Annotated in this window: 11 protein-coding genes; 4 read left to right on the top strand and 7 right to left on the bottom strand. The window is 42.8% G+C overall.

What is annotated here, in order from left to right; genetic code table 11:
- Window positions 1-485 precede the first annotated feature (485 nt).
- The gene (locus B5Y40_RS11895) at window positions 486-1,253 is read left to right on the top strand and encodes a Gldg family protein (RefSeq protein WP_159453679.1); all 768 of its coding nucleotides are present in this window, start codon (window positions 486-488) and stop codon (window positions 1,251-1,253) included.
- A gap of 209 nt (window positions 1,254-1,462) precedes the next feature.
- Here B5Y40_RS11895 and B5Y40_RS11890 read toward each other — a convergent pair whose 3' ends face one another.
- The 3 genes from B5Y40_RS11890 to B5Y40_RS11880 form a co-directional block, all read right to left on the bottom strand.
- Window positions 1,463-2,788: a DEAD/DEAH box helicase gene (locus tag B5Y40_RS11890; protein WP_079686870.1), complete on the bottom strand. Its 1,326-nt coding sequence runs from the start codon at window positions 2,786-2,788 to the stop codon at window positions 1,463-1,465.
- Window positions 2,789-2,964: 176 nt separating this feature from the next.
- The gene (locus B5Y40_RS11885) at window positions 2,965-4,656 is read right to left on the bottom strand and encodes a tetratricopeptide repeat protein (protein WP_079686869.1); all 1,692 of its coding nucleotides are present in this window, start codon (window positions 4,654-4,656) and stop codon (window positions 2,965-2,967) included.
- Window positions 4,657-4,836: 180 nt separating this feature from the next.
- Window positions 4,837-6,150, bottom strand: a complete 1,314-nt coding sequence (locus B5Y40_RS11880; RefSeq protein WP_079686868.1) for a S41 family peptidase — start codon at window positions 6,148-6,150, stop codon at window positions 4,837-4,839.
- 277 nt (window positions 6,151-6,427) lie between these two features.
- Between B5Y40_RS11880 and B5Y40_RS11875 the strand changes: the two genes are divergently transcribed.
- The 3 genes from B5Y40_RS11875 to B5Y40_RS11865 all read left to right on the top strand — a co-directional run bounded on the left by B5Y40_RS11875 (window position 6,428) and on the right by B5Y40_RS11865 (window position 12,043).
- Window positions 6,428-6,826 carry an NUDIX hydrolase gene (locus tag B5Y40_RS11875; protein WP_079686867.1) on the top strand — a complete coding sequence of 133 codons (399 nt, stop codon included), beginning with the start codon at window positions 6,428-6,430 and terminating at the stop codon, window positions 6,824-6,826.
- 434 nt (window positions 6,827-7,260) lie between these two features.
- Window positions 7,261-10,476, top strand: a complete 3,216-nt coding sequence (locus B5Y40_RS11870) for a SusC/RagA family TonB-linked outer membrane protein (RefSeq protein WP_079686866.1) — start codon at window positions 7,261-7,263, stop codon at window positions 10,474-10,476.
- A gap of 28 nt (window positions 10,477-10,504) precedes the next feature.
- Window positions 10,505-12,043 carry a RagB/SusD family nutrient uptake outer membrane protein gene (locus B5Y40_RS11865; protein ID WP_079686865.1) on the top strand — a complete coding sequence of 513 codons (1,539 nt, stop codon included), beginning with the start codon at window positions 10,505-10,507 and terminating at the stop codon, window positions 12,041-12,043.
- A 144-nt stretch (window positions 12,044-12,187) separates the two neighbouring features.
- Here the strand turns inward: B5Y40_RS11865 and B5Y40_RS11860 are convergent, their stop codons facing one another.
- The 4 genes from B5Y40_RS11860 to B5Y40_RS11845 form a co-directional block, all read right to left on the bottom strand.
- Window positions 12,188-14,239: a HelD family protein gene (locus B5Y40_RS11860; RefSeq protein ID WP_079686864.1), complete on the bottom strand. Its 2,052-nt coding sequence runs from the start codon at window positions 14,237-14,239 to the stop codon at window positions 12,188-12,190.
- Between the two features lie 154 nt (window positions 14,240-14,393).
- Complete coding sequence (locus tag B5Y40_RS11855) at window positions 14,394-14,816, bottom strand: DUF1801 domain-containing protein (RefSeq protein ID WP_079686863.1); 423 nt, start codon at window positions 14,814-14,816, stop codon at window positions 14,394-14,396.
- A 99-nt stretch (window positions 14,817-14,915) separates the two neighbouring features.
- Window positions 14,916-15,935: a PorP/SprF family type IX secretion system membrane protein gene (locus tag B5Y40_RS11850; RefSeq protein ID WP_079686862.1), complete on the bottom strand. Its 1,020-nt coding sequence runs from the start codon at window positions 15,933-15,935 to the stop codon at window positions 14,916-14,918.
- 27 nt (window positions 15,936-15,962) lie between these two features.
- On the bottom strand, window positions 15,963-22,928 hold the full coding sequence (locus B5Y40_RS11845; protein WP_079686861.1) for a T9SS type B sorting domain-containing protein: 6,966 nt from the start codon (window positions 22,926-22,928) through the stop codon (window positions 15,963-15,965).
- Between the last annotated feature and the right edge of the window lie 333 nt (window positions 22,929-23,261).

The raw sequence follows: 23,261 nt of genomic DNA, 5'->3' as shown, positions 1-23,261 counted from the left end.
AAGTATACAGGCAAACTATCTTCGTATGGCGCAGCATCCCTTTACAGGTTAACCTTTGGAAGGGATGCTTGCTCTATGCTCAGATTGTAAAGAATAAAAGCAAATATGAGCATTTATTCTTTTTCTTCTCACAACGAGTTGAAACTTACATATGCGCCCATATAGTATATACACTTGATAAAGCATAAAACAACGTTGTGAGTATACGCAAGGTACCATTCTGAAACGTATGTCGTGCTTAGCACGGTGTTAATGAGCAGCGTCTTGTTGAACGGAATTACTGGTATAGCATTTATTCATGTTGCAACGTTATTAAAATATAATCCACAAAAAGAAAACGAAGTGCTTATTGAATAATTCATTCCACGTCCGAACAGTATTTCGCATAGTTGGACAGTGCTATACATTGAATCGTGGAAATGGCGTTACGGTGGCCCTATTCGTTTGGCACCATGATTGGATGCTTGACGCACGTAAAGACCTGCATGATGAAACAACAAAATACACCCCGCGCTATAGGAAGCGCATTACTGATGTTAGCGTTTGTCTTTTGTTTACACGCGCTGCCTGCCCAACCGTCTGCTGCCAGGAAACAAATTCTGGTGGATGTAGCCCATGGACAAAAATTCTGGAACGATCCCACGACCATGGCTGGAATAGATACGAACCTGGTGGCGAGAATAAAGTATATGAATGGTGAACTGGTAAAGAATGCGACTTCACTGAATGCAAATGTACGCTATGTAAAAGAGAACATTACACCGGACCTATTAGCCAAGAGTAATATACTGTTTGTTCATATACCCTCTGCGAAATATAGTGCTGATGAAGTGAAGGCTATAAAACAATACTTGCTCAATGGAGGATCTCTGTTTGTAGTGATGGACTCTGACTATTGGTCTACACTTGAACAGACGAACGTAAACGATCTTCTGGGTAGTACAGGAATAAAGTTTGGCGGACCGAGTCCTGTTGAAAAATCAGGAGGACATACGAAGGCCGGGCTGATGACTGAAAAAGGGTTGCCAATTCCGTATCACGGTGCACGGCTTTTGGAAGGAGGCACACCATTTTGTTTTAATAACCAGACGGAGGAGCATCCCTTTGGCACATATATAGATTTGAAGAAAGGTGGAAAAATTATAGCGATGGGTGATGGCATGGTGTCGCTATATATGACGAGTTGGGAGGGTGTCGATAATTACCAGTGCAGCGAATTTATGCACGATGCATTTGCGTGGCTTTTAAAGTAATGTATACTACAAATACGTATACGTTATAATACCCGCGTGAGCGATTGAGCGTTTTTGTTTGAGCCCGAAGTGGGCGGTGCGGCAGGCTGGCGAGTAGCGAAAGCGCGGCCTGCGTTACCTTACCTGAAGTATTTCACGAAGGCTTGGCAACGCAGGACACGCCCACTATATCCTGTAACAAATAATATAATACTATATATAGTCTAAATTCAATTGGCGATTTCAATTTTCACTTTCATTTTTTTCAATCGCTCGTCTTTTATGGAAGCGAGTATTTTATCTGCCAGTGACCGTTTGACAGAAACATAGGAAGAGTGATCCAGTGTGGTGATCAAGCCGACATCATCGGTTTGCAATGCTGCCTTCTTCATAAGCATTCCGGCAATATCGCCTTTGTTGATTTTGTCTTTTTTACCTGCGCTGATGTAGATGCACGCATAGGCAGGGGGTGGCGGCAGCGTCAATGTTTTATTCACGGTAACTTCTTCAATGGATTGATCCAGATATACCGGCAATGATTCATCATCGGCGAGAAGCAAATATGCCTCACCATGCGCATGCATGCGCGCAGTGCGTCCATTTCTATGGATGAATGCATCTTCCTTTAGCGGCAACTGATAATGCACCACGTGTTTGATCTCGGGTATATCCAGTCCGCGTGCAGCTAGATCGGTAGCGATCAACACATTGTGCGCTCCGCCTCTGAATTTTATAAGATTCTTTTCGCGGTCGATCTGCTCCATGGCTCCGTGTAAAATACCATGTTCAAATTTATGATTCCTGAAGAGTGCGCTGATGCGTTCAACGGCTTCTCTGTGATTGCAGAATACAACACAAACTTCCTGGTTAAATTCAGCCACCAGTCGCATAAGCGTTTCTACTTTGTCTGCACTTTTAGTGCGCACCAGTTTCAATTGAAGTTTTGTATCAACTTCCTTGGTGGTATAGTTTAATGTTTCTATTTTTTTGAAAGGAAGAAAATCAGGCAACACATCCATCGGGGTTGCAGAGGTAAGTATATGTTGTTGCTTTCCGCTGATGGATTTGAAAAGCATCTTGAGCTGCTCATGAAAACCCATCTGCAATGATTTATCAAACTCATCGAGCACAATGGTTTTTACAGTGGTAGGATCAAACGATTCGCGATCGATATGATCTGCGAGTCTTCCGGGAGTAGCGATGAGTACAGCTGGTGCATCGCGTAAACTATCTTGTTCCAGCTTCATGGCATGCCCTCCATAACAGCAGCTTGATTTATAGTTTGTTTTCATACTCTTGAACACCTGCTCGATTTGAAGAGCAAGCTCACGGGATGGTGCAACGATGATGGCCTGTACTCCTTTGTCTTCTGTTCTCAGCGTATTGTATACAGCTATTAAAAATGCGAGCGTTTTACCCGTACCGGTTGGTGATACAAGCATAAGATTGTTAACTGACGAGGCCCTTTCAATGACAGCTTCCTGCATAGGATTAAGCTGGGCAATAGAAAGGTTCTTCAAAAACTCGGCATGTACTTCATTTAAATTCTTTTGCATAATGGATGCAAAGGTAACCTTATCAAGTTGGTTTCATGTATTTTGTTTTCAGCCAATAAATCACTAAAGGGTCCTCAAACACCAATGCTTGGCTCCTCTTTAAATGAACAGTTGAAACCCGGTGAATAACTTGCTCTATACTGTACTTATAATGCTATAGTCTATAAATTGACAAGCTATATGTTTTGTTTTAGAAATGACTCCGCGGTTGCGAGTTCAGGCCTTTTGGTATCGGATAGTTTTGCTATAGCGATGAGTTGCTGATAGAATGTGGTTGCTTTTTTAATGTCACCTGATTTTTGCGCAGCCTGTGCGGCTCCATACAGCCCATTGAATCTTCCGGGATGGCGTTTCAGATTCGCTTCATATGCCTCCAATGCTTTGCTATACTCTTTCATTTCCATCAATACATCGCCTAACAATTCTCTTGCAGGGACAACTTCTCCAGGTGTTATCGGATGTTTCTCAGTGGCGTCTTCCAAGGCGGCAGCCTCGGCCAAGAGTCGTATCGCTTCATCTTTATGCCCTTGCAAATACTGAATCAATCCCTCTGACGCCTTGATCTGAACTTGCACCTGGTTGGCCTCATAGGCTTTGTTTTTCTCTATAAGTTTTTCATGATTGGTATATAATGTAGCCAAAGCTTCTTTCGCTATTGCTTCATTGCGTAAATGAACAGCGCCCAATACTTTGCCAAATGAAACAACGGAGCGCTCCCAGGGAAAATTCTCCCATGGAAAATCCGCTGGCTTCAACTCGAGCGCCATTGCCTGTTTCCAATCCTTACGTTCCAGTGCATAGCGCGTGGGTACTGCGGCAAATGTATAGGCGTCTTTATTGTTGAGTGGCACCACTTCATTCATCGATTGAAGATATACTAATTGTTCTTTTGCCTTTTCGTCTCGCGCTTCCTGCAAATAAGCATATACCAAGTAGTCCAGGCCGTGAAGCTCTTCATCCCAGTGCCCTTTCATACCGGAATTCTCTGCATAGCATTTTGCTGCCGACATCGAATTTATATTTGACTCTATAGATTCGTCCCACAAACCTAGGCGGGTGAAAATATGTGATGGCATGTGCAAAGCATGTGCTGAAGTAGCGGCTATAGCTGCATACTTTCTGGCTGCCGGCAATGCCAACTCCGCCAGTTCCGGATAGTCGTACGTATGGATGAGGTAATGTGCTATACCCGGATGGTCAGGTTCATTGGGAAACATAGCATTCAATATATCACCGGCCTTCCTTTGCTTGACAAATGTTTTATCTGCAGGACTTGCTGCTGCTCTGAGGGCGAGCGCGTAAAAAATAGCGGCTTCCTTATCGTCAGGATACTTGGTATAGATACCTTCTGCTGCCTTCTCAAATTTTTGAAGTCGTGTATTGTGATCCAGCGTAGTCCAATCATCATACAGGGTTGCAACCGCTTCCAGGTAATCTGATTCTTTGGATGATTTGTTTTTAAGTGTGCGCGCGAGTTTGATTGTAGCCGAACCTTTTTCTAATTCTTCTTTGGTGGGTGGAGCCCACAGCGGATGAAAATTACTCATGGCCACACCCCAGTACGCCATGAGACATTCCGGATTCTTGTCGATTACTTTTACAAAAACTTTTTCTGCTTCCGTATACTCGAAGGAATGAAGAAGTGCCGTTGCCAGGTTAAAGTCTTCCTTTACATCTTCACTACACCCCAGACTGAATGATACTTTCCCGAATTGTCCTGCTTCGGAGCCACACAATGTAATTTCTCCCCGGGTGAGATTGATGGATTTTAATTCTTGTTGAAACTGCGCCTGTTCTTTTTTGCTTTGACAGCAACATAAGATTATAAGAAGGATAATAGTGCGATGGCTCGGGTTCAGATACTTCATTGCACAGCAGTTTGGGTAAAGGACATTCTTCAGTAGAAAAGCAAGGTGTACACCTACTCTACTCTTGTTAAATATAGGGGTTAATTTAATCCCCGACAAATGCCTTTTACATTGGGCTGAAGATGCTCAACAGTTGCCAGGCTTCATGATGTCTAATCAAGTTGCACTGTCTATGTGTGATTATTTTGTTCGTTGATATATATCTTCCCATCCCGGTTTACCCAGCAACTTCAATGAGATTGTATTAGAGGATGACAAGAATTCAACCTGCAGCCAGTCGTCTGCCAGAAACAACGCTCCCCCTATGGGCTTGAGACGAAATGTTCTTCCCAAAAAATCATTCAGGTAAAGTTGATTTTCTTTTAACACGATATTGAATTTCCCATACTCTCCTATATACGAGGGAAAAGAAGTAGCATCAACAGTCTGGTCATAATCATGCGCCTTCAATGCATTGACGGACCAACGAATTTGCTTTTTCTTTTCTTCGGTTTTTGCTTCGGTCAATTGGACATCCAGGGCAAGGGACTGTGCTTTGAGTAAGGCTTGATCCGCAGATACGGCTACATCCGGCACAACGCCTGTACCTTCCCAGTCTGTTTTCGTGATATGATTAATTGAACGTGCGAAAGGTATATCCATAATAAACCCCTGCCCTATATCTACCGGTCCTGTAGGATGTGCCCCGCCACCGGTTGTCTCTCCTACAATTATGGCACGCTTGTTCACTTGCATGGCATAAGTGAAGTCTTCTGCTGCCGAGAATGTATTTTTGCTGGTGAGTATATAGACAGGCATCGACAACTTCATCGTATCGGCAAGTTCCGGCTCGGCCCAAAACTCCATTGTTTTGTTTCCTCTACGTTCATATATATCATTTAAGCGTGTTCGCTCCTGGTAGAAATAACTGGCGATCTGCTTTACCATCCAAGGACTTCCACCTCCGTTTTTGCGCAGGTCTATAATAACGGCATTGGTATTGGCAACAAATCTGAACGCAGCTGAAAGTGTTGGTTTTGCTTCTTCTATAAATCCACTGAATCCCTGAAACTGAACATACCCTATATTTCCATCGAGGATCTCAACCTTCTTGAATGAAAAGTTTTCCTCTTTCGTGCGTTTAATGGCGGCTGTTTCATCGGGCGGGCCCGCTTGCTTCGACTCCTCCCGCATCTTTGCAGAAAATTCAGGGTCATAGTGCATGCGCAGATGCCCATCTTTATGTACGAATTGTAAATCGCTGGCGATTTTGTCAGCCAGTTGTTGTGGATCCTTGATGTTCTTATATATACCTTTTTTGAGCTGACTTTTAATATAGTCGTTCATTAGTTTTGATTTCTCAGGAAATATATACGTCCTATATAAAGCTTTGTCAAGGCTATCAACCAAAACCTTTACCGACACGGGCTTATGGCTTGGTGAGGTAGTCTGCTGTGCGACAACAGGACTCATCATCGCCAGAAGAAAAATAAAAAGAATAGCAGCTGATTTCATGTTGATTACTTTATTCTATAATACTATATATACCCAGGCAGTATACCATTGCGCAACACAAATGTCTGGCCAATAAAAAAAACGCACATACGAAGCCGCATTGATGACTTCGTGAAAGCTCAGCGTTCGATTATGAATGATTACGTCCGAAACCGGAAATCTATTTGACCTCTCACCGGGTAGCGATATTATTTTCACCAAGCACAGTTATTGTGCAAGTTCATAAACTATATTTGGTGCTCTTCCTAATTGTATTTGAAATCTGGAAAAACATAAAATGAGATTAATTGACAAACTTGCCTGGATAGAACTAAAGGACAAAGCCATTCTTGTTACCCGGTCGCGCGGTAAAGACAAATACTATATACCGGGAGGAAAAAGAGAACAGGGTGAGAGTGACGAGCAGGCACTATGTCGCGAAGTAAAAGAGGAGCTTACAGTAGATCTGAAAAGTAATACGCTACAATTTGTTGGTATATTTGAGGCACTCGCCCACGGGTACTCGGATGGTACGCTCGTAAAAATGACATGCTATAGTGCCAACTACTCAGGAATACTAAAAGCCGATTCTGAAATTGAAGAAATCCAGTGGCTTCATTATGCCGACATAGAGAAAGTAGCACATGTGGATAAATTGATTTTCAATTTTTTGAGAGAAAAGGGGTTGTTGGTGTAGGCTATAGGTTGTGCCTACGAGTAACTAAACCGTGCTACCTACCTCAAGAATTTTATAATGAAGACACAGAAGCTTATTTAATCAAGCTCGTTAGGATAATGATAAAATAAGTCACAACAGATGAACCCACCGGTATATATTGCTCTAGCGCAATTGTCTCACGGAAAAAAATCCACTATTCAACAATTCTAACTTTTCAAATGAAAGGACTTAATCACACAACGGCATGCCTAGACAATGCATCTATATATACATAGATAGATAGATAGATAGATAGATAGATAGATATACGCTTAAATAGCTACCCTATATTGGGTTACATGTTGAGTTACATAATAAATACCTAATCTTGCGCTTGGTCGCCTTTTTTCGGTCGTTATCCTCCAATAGTCCGGGGTGATCACAATTTAATTTTCATAAACCAAAAAAACAGTATGAAGAGAATTCTACTTGGAATCTTAACAGTAGTGTTTTCAATTGCATGTAGCGAATTGTTAGCACAAGAGCGAACTATTTCTGGTAAGGTCACCTCCGTTGAAGATGGAGAGGGACTACCGGGAGTAAATGTTGTTGTAAAAGGTACAACACTGGGAACGGTAACAGATGCTAATGGCAATTACAGTTTAGTAGTGCCATCCGGAGCATCCACATTAACTTTTACTTTCATTGGCCTTAAATCACAAGAGGTAGAAATCGGTAGTCAATCTTCCATTAGTTTACAAATGGAACAAGATGCTGAGCAACTATCAGAGGTTGTTGTCATCGGATACTCCACTACCACGCAACAAGCTTTTACGGGCACAGCAAAAGTCGTGTCAGCGGAAAATCTGGCTCGTAAAAATGTACCGAATATAACACGAGCACTTGCTGGTGAAGTAGCAGGTTTACAAGTTATAAACAACAGCGGCCAACCAGGCACAACTTCTACGGTTCGAATCCGTGGATTCGGATCTGTTAATGGAAATCGTGATCCACTCTATGTTGTTGATGGAGTACCATTCACCGGAAGTTTAAACTCTATTAATCCGGCAGATATAGAATCGAGTACAGTTCTAAAAGATGCTGCGGCAACGGCTATATATGGAGCCCGGGGTGCAAACGGTGTGATACTTATCAATACCAAAAATGGCAGAGGCAAAGATTCATTTGTTGAAGTTGACGGCCAATTCGGAACAAACGCTTCATTACTACCTCGCTATGATGTTATACGATCTCCTGAACAATATATAGGTCTTAGCTGGGAGGCTTTATATAATCAAGGCGTTGCTTCGGGAGAGGCAAATCCTGAGACGTACGCGAATGACAGACTATTCTCAGATGCCGGTATTGATCCGCGTTATAATCTCTGGAATGCAGCCAATGGTGAAGAACTCATTGATCCGGCCACCAGATCCGTAAGACCGGGAATTACAAGAAAGTATAATCCTGAAAGCTGGGAAGATAATGCGTTTCAGTCATCATCACGTAACGAAGTGAATGTTAAATTCGGTGGTTCAAACGAGAAGACTCACTACTATTCATCCTTGGGATATTTAGATGATGTTGGTTATTCTATCAACTCCGATTTTCAACGCTTCTCGGGTCGCTTAAACTTAAGCCATGAAGTAAAAAAATGGTTGAGTACTTCCATAAATTTTGGATACGCGAAAACCAAAACAAACCGAGGCGGTCAGAGTGAAGACTCAGGAAGCATCTTCTGGTTTGTAGATAACATTCCTTCTATTTATCCCCTATATATGAAGGATGCTGAAGGCAAGAATATAGCGGATCCAATCTTTGGAGGTTCCCGATACGATTATGGACAAGCCGGAAGAAAATTTGGGTCGTTAACAAATGCTATTGCTGATGCAACGTATGACACGCATCGCGATGATCGGAATGAATTGAACGGAGCTGCATCCTTAAATTTCAATATTGTTGATGGATTAACATTTGAAAACCGCCTAGGACTTCAGTATTACAACAATAAATATGTAATCCGAAATAATAAGTACTATGGTTCTGCGGCAACACAAAATGGCTATATATATAATGAAAGAACTGAAATGTTTTCCTATAACCTGTTAAACTTGATACGGTATAATAAAGCATTTGGAGATCATAGCTTAGAAGTCATTGCTGCGCACGAGTCAACGGATTGGACAACCGACTACATGCAGGTTTCTGCTTTCAACCTGGTAGATCCTAATTTAGAAGATTTTAGCAATGCTGTCGTCTCAAATCCAGTTAATTCTTATAGAGACGAATATTCTCTTGAAAGCTTCTTTAGTCAGGTTTCATATGACTTTAATAAAACATATTTTCTGTCAGCCAGCATTCGTAGAGATGGATCGTCACGATTTGTAAAAGATAAGTGGGGTAACTTCGGTTCAGTGGGTGCGAGCTGGATAATTACGAATGAAAACTTCATGAAGAATCAAAACATTGTTAACTCACTGAAGTTAAAAGCGAGTTATGGTTTGATTGGTGAACAGGCAGGTATAGGCTACTACCCTGGCTATGATTTATATAACGTTGATAACTTGAATAATGGTCCTGCTTTTTCTTTTGATACAAAAGGAAATCCTGATTTAACATGGGAAACATCAAAGATGTTTCAAACAGGATTAGAGTTTTCTGTTGGTAATTTCTTAACTGGTACTATCGATTACTATATCAAGAATACTACCGATCTGATTTTTGACAGAAGGGTTGGTCCATCTATAGGGTATGCGTTGATTAAGGTCAATGGTGGAGAACTCAGAAACCAAGGCTTAGAGTTTGACCTGACCGGGCATATACTAAAAACAAAAAATGCTTTTGTCGATCTAACGGTAAATGGCGAAATCCTTAAAAACAAATTGACAGAAATGCCTATAGATCCGTCAACGGGCGAACCAAAGGTTCTTGATATTCAAGGGGACTATGGCTGGGGTGCAGGCCATTCTATATTTGACTTCTATATGCGTGAGTGGGCCGGTGTAGATCCTGTTGATGGTCGAGGCCAATGGACAGTATATTATCAGGATTTGAACGCTGACGGTCAATTTACTTCAGGCGAGCAAATCGGATCGCTGACTACATTTTTAGATAGTAATCCGGACAAGGAAAGCAGTATATTAAAATCAACGACCAAAACATACTCACAAGCTACGCAACTATATGTTGGCAAATCGGCTATTCCAAAGGTAAGAGGTGCCATTAATTTAGCTGCTGGATTTAAGGGACTTGAGTTGACTGTTCAAATGTTATATAGTCTTGGAGGCTATTCGTATGACGGGGCATATGCGGGATTAATGAACAACGATTTAGTTGGAAGCAACAACTGGCATAAGGATATCACTGCCAGATGGCAAAAAGAAGGCGATGTTACAGATGTACCTCGCATTTCAAATAACTATGATACGAACGTAGCATCTGCTTCTACACGTTTTCTCACTAAATCAAATTACCTGATATTGAATAACGTCCGTCTTGGATATAATATTCCAGGTGAACTTCTATCAGGATTAAAAATAAACAGTGCCAGTGTTTGGGTATCCGGAGATAACTTATGGATTAAGTCAAAACGTGATGGATTCAATCCATCTACGGCGGAAGCCGGAAGCTCAGATACCTATAGATACTCACCTCTTTCTACGCTTTCTGCGGGGGTAAAAGTTAAGTTTTAAAATGAATCTTTACTATTAAATTAAGGATATGAAAATAAGTTTTTATATAACCTGTACAGCCATCCTCTTTTTAGGAAGTGGATGTGGTGATGACTTCCTGGACAAAAAACCAAGTGAGAAATTATCATCCGAGCAAATTGCTGATGCCGCTAAAAAAGACCCATCATTGCTCAACGGAAGTATAGCCGGGCTATATTCAACGATGTATAATACTGGAACCGGGGGCACAACAAACCATGATGACTTTGGTCAAAAAGGCTATGATATATATGGCGATATGCTTGCATCTGACATGGTGTTAGGTGCATTGAATTATGGCTGGTACTCTGATGTAGCCAGATATCAGCCAACAAAAGATTATACACTTGATGCCGCGTATCAGCCTTGGCGCTATTATTATAGAATCATTTTCGCTGCAAACGGAGTTATTGATGCGTTAGGAGGTACAGATGCTCCGCAAACGGAGTCTATACAGAGATCCATCATGGGCCAGGCAAAGGCTATGCGCGCATATTCGTATTTTTACCTCGCGAATTTTTATGGCGTTGGCTATGAAGATGGTACCAATAAAATCCTGCCTATATATACTAATACTCAGGTCCCTAATCAACCGTTAAGCACCACCGAGGAGGTATATAATTTGATCATCAGCGATCTGACACAAGCTATCGAATACTTAGATGGATTCAATAGAACATCCAAGGATCAAATCAATGTGTGGGTAGCCAAAGGATTATTGGCATATGCTTATGCGGCAAGAGGTACAACTGCAGATCTTCAAAATGTAGTAACGCTAACAGAAGATATCATCGCCAACAGTGGATATAGACTGAACAATGAGAACGAAGTTGTTGGCAAATTTGACGCGGAAACGGGAGCACTTCTCAATACGCAGGCAGGCTTCAATAACGTTTCCAATCCAAGCTGGATTTGGGGAGTTGATTTGACACTGGCTAGTAATCTTGATCTTATCTCATGGTGGGGCCAGATGGATTTGTTTACCTATAGTTATGCATGGGCGGGCGATCCCAAGGTAATTGATAATGGACTATATTCTTTAATTCACGATGATGATGTAAGAAAGAATCAATTCGTTGACGTGTATGGTGATGATTTATACTGGCCTATCAACAAATTCTTCGCGTCACAGAGAACCAAAGAGTTAGATGAAAACGAAATTGGTGGACAAAGAAGCATCATTGATGACTATGTGTATATGCGCATGGAAGAATTTTATCTCTTAAACGCTGAAGCGTATGCAAAATTAGGCCAGGATGCACCTGCCAGCGATCGGTTAAAGGAACTGCTGGAGGAAAGAATTGAAGACTATAGCTATGTGGACGCGTTGGGCGGTCAGGCGTTACAAGATGAAATATACCTTCAAACCCGAATTGAATTATGGGGTGAAGGAAAGGTATATCTCGCACTGAAACGTAACAAAGCAACAGTTACAAGAGGAAGTAATCACCTGTTTTTCCCAGGCGAATCATTTACCTACGACTCAGATGAATTAACATTCCCTATACCACAAGCTGAAGTCCTTAATAACCCGGCGCTAAATCAGTAGTCCGATACACTATAGCTTCTTAAAGTATATTAATAATAAAAGGAGGGCGGTCATTGAACCGCCCTCCTTTATTATACATGCATTTGTGTAGTACTACCTAAAAGTCAATTTTTAATAATTTTATTCTAAGAACGGTGTGATGTCCTAATCCGGAATAAACTTCGTCCGCTCCCTGGAATACGTCAACGTGAGTAAGTGCATCGCTCTGGTGCACGCTATATATAGCATGCTCCTGTCCACATCGGTGTGGTAGTTACGTGCGGATGCGAACGGAATGATTACTTCATCGAACTCCAGTCCTTTGGCAAGATGAGCTGTTGTGATAATGATGCCATTGGTAAATGAAGTACTCTCCGGTGTGAGAAGATTGATGCCGGGCGATTTCAATTCAGCATATAGCGATTCTGCCTGCTCCAATGTTTTGCAAATAATACCCAGAGACTGATACCCTGACGCTCTATATCTTTCGACTAGTTTTTTGATAGCATCTGCTTCCTCGGCATTGCTGTTGAACCCTTGCACAACGGGGTGCTCTCCATGGCGTTCCATCGCCACCAGGTTTGGATTTCGGGAGATGTTCTGGGCAAATGCCGTAATCTCGAAGGTGGATCTATAGCTCCTGAAAAGCTTTACAGTATCGCCTTGTGGAAATACCTCCTGGATCACTTCAGCAGAAGAAGCACTGTACGGATTTACCGTTTGACTTACATCGCCTAATATAGTTTTCTTGCAATGAAATAAACGTGATACCACCGCGTATTGCACAGGTGTATAGTCCTGCATCTCGTCAATAAGCAAGTGTTTCACATCATCATAGGTCTTGATGCCTTCCAGGCGAATCTTGCAATAGATGAGCGGAAAGACGTCAGCATATTCCAGTATACCACCGGAACCCATTCTGAACAATTCCTTCTTACCCATCCATTCATAAAAATCTTTATACAGATCAAAAACATTTCCAAGCTTGAACATGTGTGGTATAGTCTCCCAGATCTGCGCTTTTTCGCGACCCGTTAATTTTCTATTGGTGGTACTCCGCACATGCTGCAAAACATCTTTTACAACTTCCGGGAAGCGCTTTAATATAGGTATACGGTGATAGGCCTTTAATCGCTCAACAATAAACGGCCATGGCACTACAATGCCTGCCACACGAATTTCATCTGCAGCCGGAGCAAAGTAATTATTCTCAACGTGAATCATATACCGGTTCAGCAGGCTCAAGAATTCAAATGACGATTTGAATTTTATTCGTTCAATAAAGGCAGCATCGTGTTGCTCGAGTAAAACAGAAACCTGTTGAAAGAAAGTCTGAAAAGTATATTTGCCTTCCAGCAGGTCCATGGCGAGCTCCTCCATTCCCATCTCCGGTATATGCTCTTCTCCCAGCTCGGGCAAGACGTTCGATATATAGTCAGCAAAAACTTTGTTTGGGGAAAGGATGAGAATATCTTTTGAAGCAATCGTCTCTCGGAATCTATATAGCAAAAAGGCAATACGGTGCAAGGCGATGGATGTCTTTCCGGATCCCGCCACTCCCTGAATGATCATCACCGGAGAAGTTTCATTTCGGATAACAGCATTTTGATCGCGTTGAATGGTGGCGACAATATTCTTCATCTTGTCGTCAGAAGACTTGCTTAGCTCTTTCTGCAAAACTTCATCGTGGATGTTCACCGCGTTTTCGATCATGAACTCCATCCTACCCTCGCGGATTTTATACTGACGTTTCAAAATCACCTCACCGCTAATTTTTCCGGAAGGTGTCTGATACCAGGCTTCACCGAGTTCAAAATCGTAGAACATAGATGAGATGGGCGCACGCCAATCGTAAATGAAGTTCGCTCGCTGCGTTTCGTCCGAGAAGGTATAAATGCCGATATATACCTGTGTCTTCTCATCGCCTGTTACGAAATCAATGCGACCGAAATAAGGTGAATCTTTCAACTTGAATAATTTCCGCTTACGGGCCACAGCTGATTCACCGGTAAATGCCATACGGTTAATAGACTGACCGGCAGCCACCATGTCGGCATCATCCATGCCTGACTGGTTTTCATAAATATATTGTTTGTTCTGTCTGAGTTCTGTGGAAAATTGCTTTACAGCATCATCTACGCGCCTCAAAGCCAACTGAAGCTTCTCTTTAATTTCTTCAAGGTATTCGCGTTCTTCTTGTTCGGTGGTGTTCGTCATCTCTATACAATTCAAAATCTAGGTTGCCTGGCCGGCAAGCAAGCTTCAAAAGTAAGAGGTCACGATGGAATTTTATAGGATAGAACGTAAATCTTATAAATCATTTTGAATGATCGTTCCCTTTGTTCGAAACCATGAAGCTAAAAAAGGCGCATTAATTGTCAGGGTATTTTTTCTTCAGAGAATCAACGGAATGACGGACCAGTTTTTCAAGGACGCTGACTTCTATGTCCGCCAGCTTTTTGATATACAGGCAACCCTTTCCTGCCTTATACTTTCCTAATTTTTCAAGCAGCTCAGGATGTTCGGTGAACCCTGGCATTACATATAGGGTAATATTCTGCTTGCGCGGAGAAAATCCAGTCAGGCATGAATCACCTTCATGACCACTCTCGTACTTATAATGATACTGACCAAAGCCTATGATAGCAGATCCCCACATCTTCGGTTGGGAACCCGTTACTTTCTTCATGAGTTTCACCAGTGCAATACAATCTTCGCGGATCTTTGCATCAGCAACATTGTCCAGGAAAATCTCAACAGATTGCGTGGTAGGTTTTGTCTTTTGTTCCGCCATGCTATATAGGTTAGTTCTTCATGATCATTTGGCTTCGGTATATTTTCGAAAAAAACTTATTACCAAAAATAAGATTTTACCAGACAATCTTACTAACCGCTACCAAAAATCCGGTTTACTATAAAATGCCGGGCAAGGTATAAGTTTATATTTCTTACGATTTTTATCCTTGTTTTTTGAAGCAAGCTCATAGGTAAGCGAAAGCTCGTGTGCCCCTCCGGAAGCAGTCTCAAGCGCCGAGATGGTAAAATCGTAACTATAGCCCACCGTAAGATTCTTCAGATATAGTCCCGCAAACAAGATTAGCGCATCCTGCTCTATGTCATTGGCAACATTTTTAACAAAAGGTTTCCCCCTATACCATATACCTACCGACACCGGATCGGCATGAAAGTTAGCCCCTAAGTCAAGTTGGGAAAACGAAGCCCCTTGCATCCTGTAAATAAAGGATGGTGTTAAATATATAGGCCGGCCTGCACGAGGGCCACGGTTAATTTCAAGTTTCATGCCGGCATGTATAGCGGTCTTCATATCAAGGCGACTCTCTTCTCCCAACACAGAGAGATTAGGTCTGTTCATGTGCATAAAAGACGCACCGAGCCAGAGGTTCTTGGAGTACAATAAAAAACCTGAGCTAAAATCCATATAGTTCGGTTTTCCCAATCTATTCAACTCAGGGTCGAGTGAGGTTCCATTATATTCGAGATCGTCTGCCATTCTGAGTTTTGTACGATCAAGGCCATTGGTTCCATAGCCGAAAGAGATGCCGGGTGAAAAAACGATCTTCTCATTTAACTTAACTTTATAGGAGTATAACAGACTCGCCGTTGTACTTCTCCAGTTGGCTGATCCCATTTTATCGGACATCACAAAAAAGCCTATACCACTTCGGATCTCATTTATAAAGATATCGTACGAGGCCGCATACGTGGAAAAAGCCTGAGGGAGACTTGGCCATTGAATGCGATGATTCACCACGATACGTTGCCGCGGTGTTATACCGGTAAACCCAGGATTTAAAAATAGCGGTGCCTGATAGTATTGCGAGAACTGCGGATCCTGCGCTGCGCCAGCAGCGGTGATGAAAATAAATATTACTTTTAGAAATATAGTCTTCATATACTAGTTCGTAAATAGAATTTTTAGTTAACGGATAAGGGTAACATCTCCGATGCGTGTAATTCGCTGTCCATTGGATTGCGTCAACACAATCTTATAGACATATACTCCGGCGATCATGAATTTGCCGTTTCGATCATAACCATCCCAACCAATCTCAGGGTCGCGGCTTTCAAACACCAGGGTGCCCCAGCGATTGAAGATCTGCATCGTATACTCGGTGACACCTTTTACTTTTGGTCTGAACACATCGTTAAAGCCGCCGCTTCGTTCACGACCTCCTGATGGACCTGCAGCGCTCGGTGTAAATGCATTCGGAATTTGAATTGAACCGCCGTTTAATGTAGCAACTTCCTGTTGGGCGGAATCATAACAGACCAGTACACCATCCGTTATGCCGTCACCATCGATATCCTGATTACCGTGATCTATACCTGCCAGCAGGGTTATCGTATATTTTCCTTCTGACTGATACGTGTAGTCTGGCTCGAATTCAGTCGAAGTACCACCATCACCAAAGTTCCATTCATATAAATTCGCACCCGTTGAGAAATTTGTTACCTCCAGTTCCGTGTCAGGAACGTATATAATATCTGAACGTACTGCAAATGCTGCCAATGGTACATCCAATACTTTAATACCTTTGTAGGAGGCTTCATCACTCTGTCCTGTAGCAGCATAGCTTGCCGTAAGGTATACATCATATATACCGGGATCCGTAATCTTGAATACAGGCGTGCGTAAATTAGAAGTAGTAACCAGTTTTTCGGCGTTATATACCTTCCACAAAAAGGTATCCGCACCGGTCGAATTATTTTCTACCTCTATATCTGCCGGCAGACACGAAGCCGTCCGTGACACATTAAATGTGGCATCGAGTGCATAGGTCGGAATGGTGATTTTCTTGGTGACTCCAGAATTGCAATTTTCTCCTGCTGCCCGTGCTTTTATGTTGATGACATTCAGGGTAACATCCTTTTCACCTGGTGAAAAATAGTGAACGTCATATAAAATCCCATTATCACTGACGAGTGTACCGTGTGTTCCGAAATTCCAGGTGTATTCAAAGTTCACACGCTCAATCACCGGGCTCGTGTTGGTGAAGGTCACTCCGGAAACATCGCCCTTCAATTGCGTGATCGGTCCGATTTTAAAATCGGCTATACTTCCCCTGTAAACGGATACTTGCTTTTTATACTCTGCATTACATCCTTCATTATTGGAGGCCTCATATACCACTTCGTATAGTATAGGATTATTAAGCGTAGTATTATTCAATGTGAAGGTAACGACCTGTTGTCCGCCAGGCTTTTCGTCCAGCCGTTGTGAAGAACCGGGTTCATGATAGTACCATTTACCCTGGTCAATACCGGAAGAGTAATCCCGGAACGTGACGGTTTCACCATTGCATATCGCTGCATCGTCCGCTATAATGTTCATCGCTATACCGGGATATACCGTTACCGGATGACTGCTATATTTCTGCGGGCATGTAGGGCTCTTGGCAAACAACTTCACCGGATATATAGTGGACTCCTGATTTGATCCAACCGGGAACCGGTGTTTAATTTGTTGTGTACCTGATGTAAGCGCCCCAGCCTTGAATTCATTAACAGTTCCATCTGCCCACTCCCATCGGTAATCTATTCCGCTCTCAACATTCCAGCTAAAAGTGAATTCATTTCCATTGCATTGCGCAGGCGATCCTACTATACTAAAATCAGAACTTAAATTAACTACACCTATAGCAAGAGGCTGAGGCAACGCTTGTACCGCGCAACCATTTGCGTCTTTAACCTGCAGTAGTGTAAACGTATCTGCCTTTTTAAACTCAGCTATCGTGATGATTGTATTCTTTCCTCCTTGTCCGCTAGAAGTTATTCCGGAAGATGTAGTATAACTATATTCAATAGGCGCTGTACCTACTGTGAGGTCAAGCATAAGAGATAACGGTTCTCCATAGCAGACCGGATTAGCATTCGCACTAAACAGTACTTGAGGTATAGGGTTAATCGTTATGGTGATCTTTTCACCTTTACCTTTTATTTCACAAGACTTCGGAGTACCGTGCAACAAAGAAATGCTGCGTACCAATCTTCTATAAAAGCGTTGCTCGCCTTGAGGACGCGTGGTGGTTAGCATCGGGGGATTATAGGTAGCTCCGGTTGCGCCGGCAATCGTTGTCCATGCTGCATCATCGTTTACATTACCGGAGGATGATTCCTGCCATTCGTAGGTATAGTTTCCTACACCACCCGATGCGGGCGAAAGCTCTTCTATCCTGGCGGGAGCTACACCCGAGCAAATACTTTGATTTACTCCGATAAGACCTCCGTAAAATAATGGAGGGTTTATTATGAATGCCACCGATGGCTGTGAGGAACAGCCATTTTCATCTTTCACCACGATAGTATATGTTCCAGACAAAAGACCTGTAAAGGTTACGTTGTTTTTCCCCTGTAACTGAATGGGGTTTACATCACCGTTTCTTACTGCAGTGACTGTATATATCCCAGTGTCCTTTCCTCCGGAAAACGAGACATCGATAGCTCCATCGCTGGCATCTCTGCAGCTCAGGTTATATCCATTTGCATCGGTGAGCACTTTTACAGTCGTGATGAGGACTTGTGTGGGCTGATTCAGCACTTGTACATTCGAAGTGGCCTCACAGCCATTTGAATCTTTTACACGCACACTATAGCTGCCTTGCTGAAGGTTTTCAAAGAGGCCATCATTGTTTGCATCGACTTCACCGGTTTGCAAGAGTTTATACTCTACATACGGAATAGTACCGCCTGTAACAGTCGTGCGGACAGCACCATCTTTCTCAAGAAAGCAGCTGATATTTTTTTCTATACTCAGGCTTGCTTTGGGCGGAGTGGCCACGGTTACTACTTTGGTTGCTATAGGGCTTGCACATATGGCATTATTCTCACGAACAGAAATAATAACACTTTCTTTTTGAAAGCTTGTCAGGATATTGCCTGTAGATTGTCCCTCTATAATGTCAGCGCCTCCTATAGAATTGTCAGATACTTTGCGAATTTCCCAATTATAGGTTGATGCGGGATAATTGTTAGGCGTTACGCTATAGGCGATACTGCTGCTATTTTCACACACAATAGTGCTTCCCTTTATAACGGGTCTGATCGGTGCGGGAGAAACCGAGATTTCTTTCTCGATCACTTGTCCACTGCAACCATTCAGCTCTGCTCGTACCTTTATCTTTCCCGTATATATATTGGGAAATTGAAGCAGCAGGTAAAAATCGCTTTCATTACCACCACCGAAGACTTTAAATTGTGTAGCCGGGTCATTGGGAACTTCCCAATAGTATTTAGCACCCGGGATTGGTGTAACCTGGTATATCTCTACAGGCAGGGCTCCTGGATTATTTATTTGACTTCCCTGACAAACTGATTCACGTCCAACGATGGTTGTTATCGTAGGGCGCGAGCTCACCAAGATGGTAAGCTTAGCTATAGCAAAGCAAAAGGGTGTATCGCGATAGGTAACACGCGCAAAAACTTCTTTGCTATAGTTTACCGGGAAAGATTGTGTAATGGGGGCAACATTGTTCATGGCATCTGCCGCAGTATTATACCAGACTATATCTACATTTGTCTCTTGTGTAATGGCTGCTGTATAGGTTGCCTGGGTCAGATCTATTCCTGAAGCTATATTTCCACCGGGTGTATCTTCGCATAATGTTACAAGACCATTCATAACCTTTGGCAGCAAACGAACCGATACCGTCAGGCGTGCATCGCTCGTGCAGGTTGTATGCACATCACGGATGCGCGCTATATATACTTGTCCATCCGTCACACCGGTCTGTGCTTCCGCCGGATTCGCTATCAGCGTGCCTGCCGGTGGCGCTGCATTTTTATACCAGGTTATTTCGCGATCTGTGGCACTAAGCGAAGTCATGCTATTTTCATAGCCTGCAAGAATCACACTGGTAGCGGCACTGCTTATTTCACACGCTGTTACATCCAGATTTGTTACAGGCGGAGTTAATACACGCGTGAGTGTAACCGAAGATGGTTCTGAAATGCATTTTCCACTGGCACTGGTTAAAGTCCATGTAGCAATCGTATTACCGGGAGCAGCAGGCAAATTCCGGATCGTGGTTTTCGGATCAAGGTAATTATCAAAAGTAACACCGGCCTGCGTGGTTGTCCATTTACCACTGGCACCATGCAGCGGTATGTCTGCATTCAGCTTCACAGCATCATCACAAACATAAGGTATATTTGCACCTGCATTCGCTACAGGCTTACGATCAATTATGATACTTATGATTTTTTCCACCGGAACACAAGAACTTGCTGCACTTGGTTGGGCTATAAGCTTCATTTGAATAGGCAGCCCTGCGTCATAATCCGCTAAGGAAGGTATATAATCAGCCTCTACGGTATAGGTTCCTGAACCGGAAACCGTGCTGGTGGTAACAGTCCCATTACCCGATATATTTTGCCAGGCAACATTTACAAATGAACCTTCCGCTGTACCCGTTAATTTTATAGTGTTTAAATTACTGGCATCAAGACATATATCCAGAATGTCCGAAGCTGATACTTTGGCAGGCTCATCAAAGCGGACTACCACATCGTCTGTCTTTACAAAGCAATTGTTACCACCACTGCTGATCGACCACCGAAAAGTATAGCTTCCATATATAGGTATACCTTTTAATTCAACAGAAGATGCAGGAGACGTTGGCGAGAGAATGGTTGCCGGACATGCGTCTCCGGTGCAGCCGTTAGGACCACTGACAATCGACCAATGTCCTAATCCTTTTTCAGGAGCGTTTCCTTCCAGTGCTGTTGCAATACCACAAACCGATTTATCAATTCCTGCTACAGGATCAGATGGATTTGTTCCAAAATCAATTACGACATCATCGAAGCTTGTACATAAACCATTTAAAACGGTCCAACGCATTTTATAAGCGCCTGCATTTTCTGCAAGGACAGACAGCGATGTATTGGGATCATTCTTGTGGGTGGAAAATATAGGGGCAGGAAGTCCGGCAGGTATACTGGATACATAGGACCAGGTGCCCATTCCGGGAGAAGCATCACTTGCATTCAACGCTGCCGAACTCAACGAAGTACAGATGAACTGATCATCGCCTGCATACGCTGCAGCAGGCTGCACAAATACTTCAACGTTTTCTTCATTACTATATACTTCATTACATGCACCGTTTTTCAAGACAGCTCTGAATGAATATTTTCCGGGCGATAAAAATCCGGGTGAAATTGACGCACCAGAAGCAGCACCGGTATATCGCTCATAAGCATTTCCATCTTTTTTTATTTCCCAGCGTACAATTTCGCCGGTATAGCCTGACACGGTGATGGGCTCAACAGCGATGGACTCACATACATCGCCTGATGCGGACAGTGTCCCTCCCACTGCGGGTCTATTGATGCGTATTGTAAATACTCTTGACTTCGAACAAGTTGGCGTAGATGTAAACTGTCTGTTCACTGTTATGGTGCGATCTACATATAGCGCTGTTCCAAAGCTTGCAATGTTAACAGAGAACGTTGCTGAGGACGCTGTACTCGAGGCTAGTGTAACGCCACTCGAACCTGTCCAGCTATAAGATGTATTCCCACCTATAGCTTCTGTTACCGGACCGGGAAGGTTAACCGTTAAGGAACTGTTGTTGCAAATCTCAGCGGGAATCGGAGTCACCGGATCTGGCACTAATGGACTCTCGCGTATTGATCTTACTTCTAAACTTTTTGGACTCTCACAATTGGTAGCACCTGTTGTTGTTGCCTGGTGACTGACCCATACTTTATAAGCTCCAGCCGTAGCGTTATTTCTCCAATCGGGGTGCAACGTTATGGCTAGTGTCTTACTGGTGGCGATGAGGTTACCAGGGCGATCCGGCCCCGGTATATTTTCATACCATCTTACAATGTTGGCGGTTGGAACACCGGTTACTGCGAAAGCAGAAGGCGTTGTGCCGTTGCAGACGGTTTGATTGGTAACGATCGGAGCTTGTGGCGGTGCAACAATCTTTATAGTAGTTACTCTCTCTATGGGAGCGTTATCTCCATTTACTAAATCGGCTGGAGGTCCGGGAATATTAGGATCATCATAGGGGTTACAAAAATTCCAATACCGAAGCGTGATTGCAAACGCATCACCGGCCTTCGGAAAACCTGATCCAAACCCACCGGTTGCTGTTATCTGAAGTGAAGGTCTCCTTCTGGCATCTTCTACAAAAACCGGACTTGCAATATATAGTATACCCCGTGGGTCTTGATAATTGGTGAGAATATTATTACCAATGGCACCCGTTACAGGAACACCATTCACCTGTATATTCGGAATCTTACTGCCGGTAATGCTGGTATTATATACTATTTGCTGCCAACGATTTTCAATATTGGGAGATTCAATCGGATTGGGAGGTTGCTGAATATATTGTGCATTGCAATTCCATTTAGTCTCATCCTTGAAAGTAACGTTGACATCTTCGCCTTCACAAACAAGATGTTCAACCAAACCCGTTCCCGGAGAGACGAGTCCAATTTCGCCACCGTTATATTTGTCTACCCTCCATGAAGCAATTTTTTGTATCTGTCTTGTAGTGGTACACAAAACTCCATTATACCGGATCGTCATGGTGACTACATATTCACAATCACTTTCTGCAGGAAAATTATGAATCCGGGATGCGCTATAGGTTGTGGTGCCCGCTGCAAGCGGAATCACTTCTAATGCACTTCCGTCATTCCAATTGTAGACGAGCTCAAGTGTACCGGCAGGTACCGGTGAGGTAAATGTAACATTGTATGTTACGTTGGCATTTACAGGAGCGCATAGACCAACAGGAAATTTATTACTTCCCAAAGACGATACACTGGGAAGACCTACGCATTGGGCAACAGCCTCAGATAAAGGGAAGAGAGATAAAGTCAGTAATGTAAAAGACAATATTTGTCCAATACCAAATGATTTACTCATGGTTGAAGAGGGGGTTATCAAATTCCGAGTACCAAAAACGATTCAGCCAATAAAGACATTCGTACCACAGTACCAATAACATTCGCCAGGGTAAAGAAGGGCGAACAGCAATACGAGATCTAAAAGCTTACGACAACAACTAAATATACCACTAAATAATAATACAAAGTTAACTTGCTCAACATTGCATATTTATATAAAACAAGATTGAATCTTACCCGGGTAGTAGTATGTAAAAAGTGCTTAATTCCCTTAGCTCAAGCGTTGCAACACATTTAATACTATATATAGGTTGAAACGAATTATAGAAGTGTATATATATTTCCCCAAATA

The organism is Ohtaekwangia koreensis (genome assembly GCF_900167975.1).
GTDB classification, from domain to species: Bacteria; Bacteroidota; Bacteroidia; order Cytophagales; family Cyclobacteriaceae; genus Ohtaekwangia; species Ohtaekwangia koreensis.
This window is presented reverse-complemented; position numbering and strand designations above follow the sequence as displayed.

Bases quoted from the DNA above. Each gene is read 5' to 3' on its own strand.
- B5Y40_RS11895 (WP_159453679.1), top strand. From the start codon at position 486: ATGATGAAACAACAAAATACACCCCGCGCTATAGGAAGCGCATTACTG.
- B5Y40_RS11890 (WP_079686870.1), bottom strand. From the start codon at position 2,788: ATGCAAAAGAATTTAAATGAAGTACATGCCGAGTTTTTGAAGAACCTT.
- B5Y40_RS11885 (WP_079686869.1), bottom strand. From the start codon at position 4,656: ATGAAGTATCTGAACCCGAGCCATCGCACTATTATCCTTCTTATAATC.
- B5Y40_RS11880 (WP_079686868.1), bottom strand. From the start codon at position 6,150: ATGAAATCAGCTGCTATTCTTTTTATTTTTCTTCTGGCGATGATGAGT.
- B5Y40_RS11875 (WP_079686867.1), top strand. From the start codon at position 6,428: ATGAGATTAATTGACAAACTTGCCTGGATAGAACTAAAGGACAAAGCC.
- B5Y40_RS11870 (WP_079686866.1), top strand. From the start codon at position 7,261: ATGAAGAGAATTCTACTTGGAATCTTAACAGTAGTGTTTTCAATTGCA.
- B5Y40_RS11865 (WP_079686865.1), top strand. From the start codon at position 10,505: ATGAAAATAAGTTTTTATATAACCTGTACAGCCATCCTCTTTTTAGGA.
- B5Y40_RS11860 (WP_079686864.1), bottom strand. From the start codon at position 14,239: ATGACGAACACCACCGAACAAGAAGAACGCGAATACCTTGAAGAAATT.
- B5Y40_RS11855 (WP_079686863.1), bottom strand. From the start codon at position 14,816: ATGGCGGAACAAAAGACAAAACCTACCACGCAATCTGTTGAGATTTTC.
- B5Y40_RS11850 (WP_079686862.1), bottom strand. From the start codon at position 15,935: ATGAAGACTATATTTCTAAAAGTAATATTTATTTTCATCACCGCTGCT.
- B5Y40_RS11845 (WP_079686861.1), bottom strand. From the start codon at position 22,928: ATGAGTAAATCATTTGGTATTGGACAAATATTGTCTTTTACATTACTG.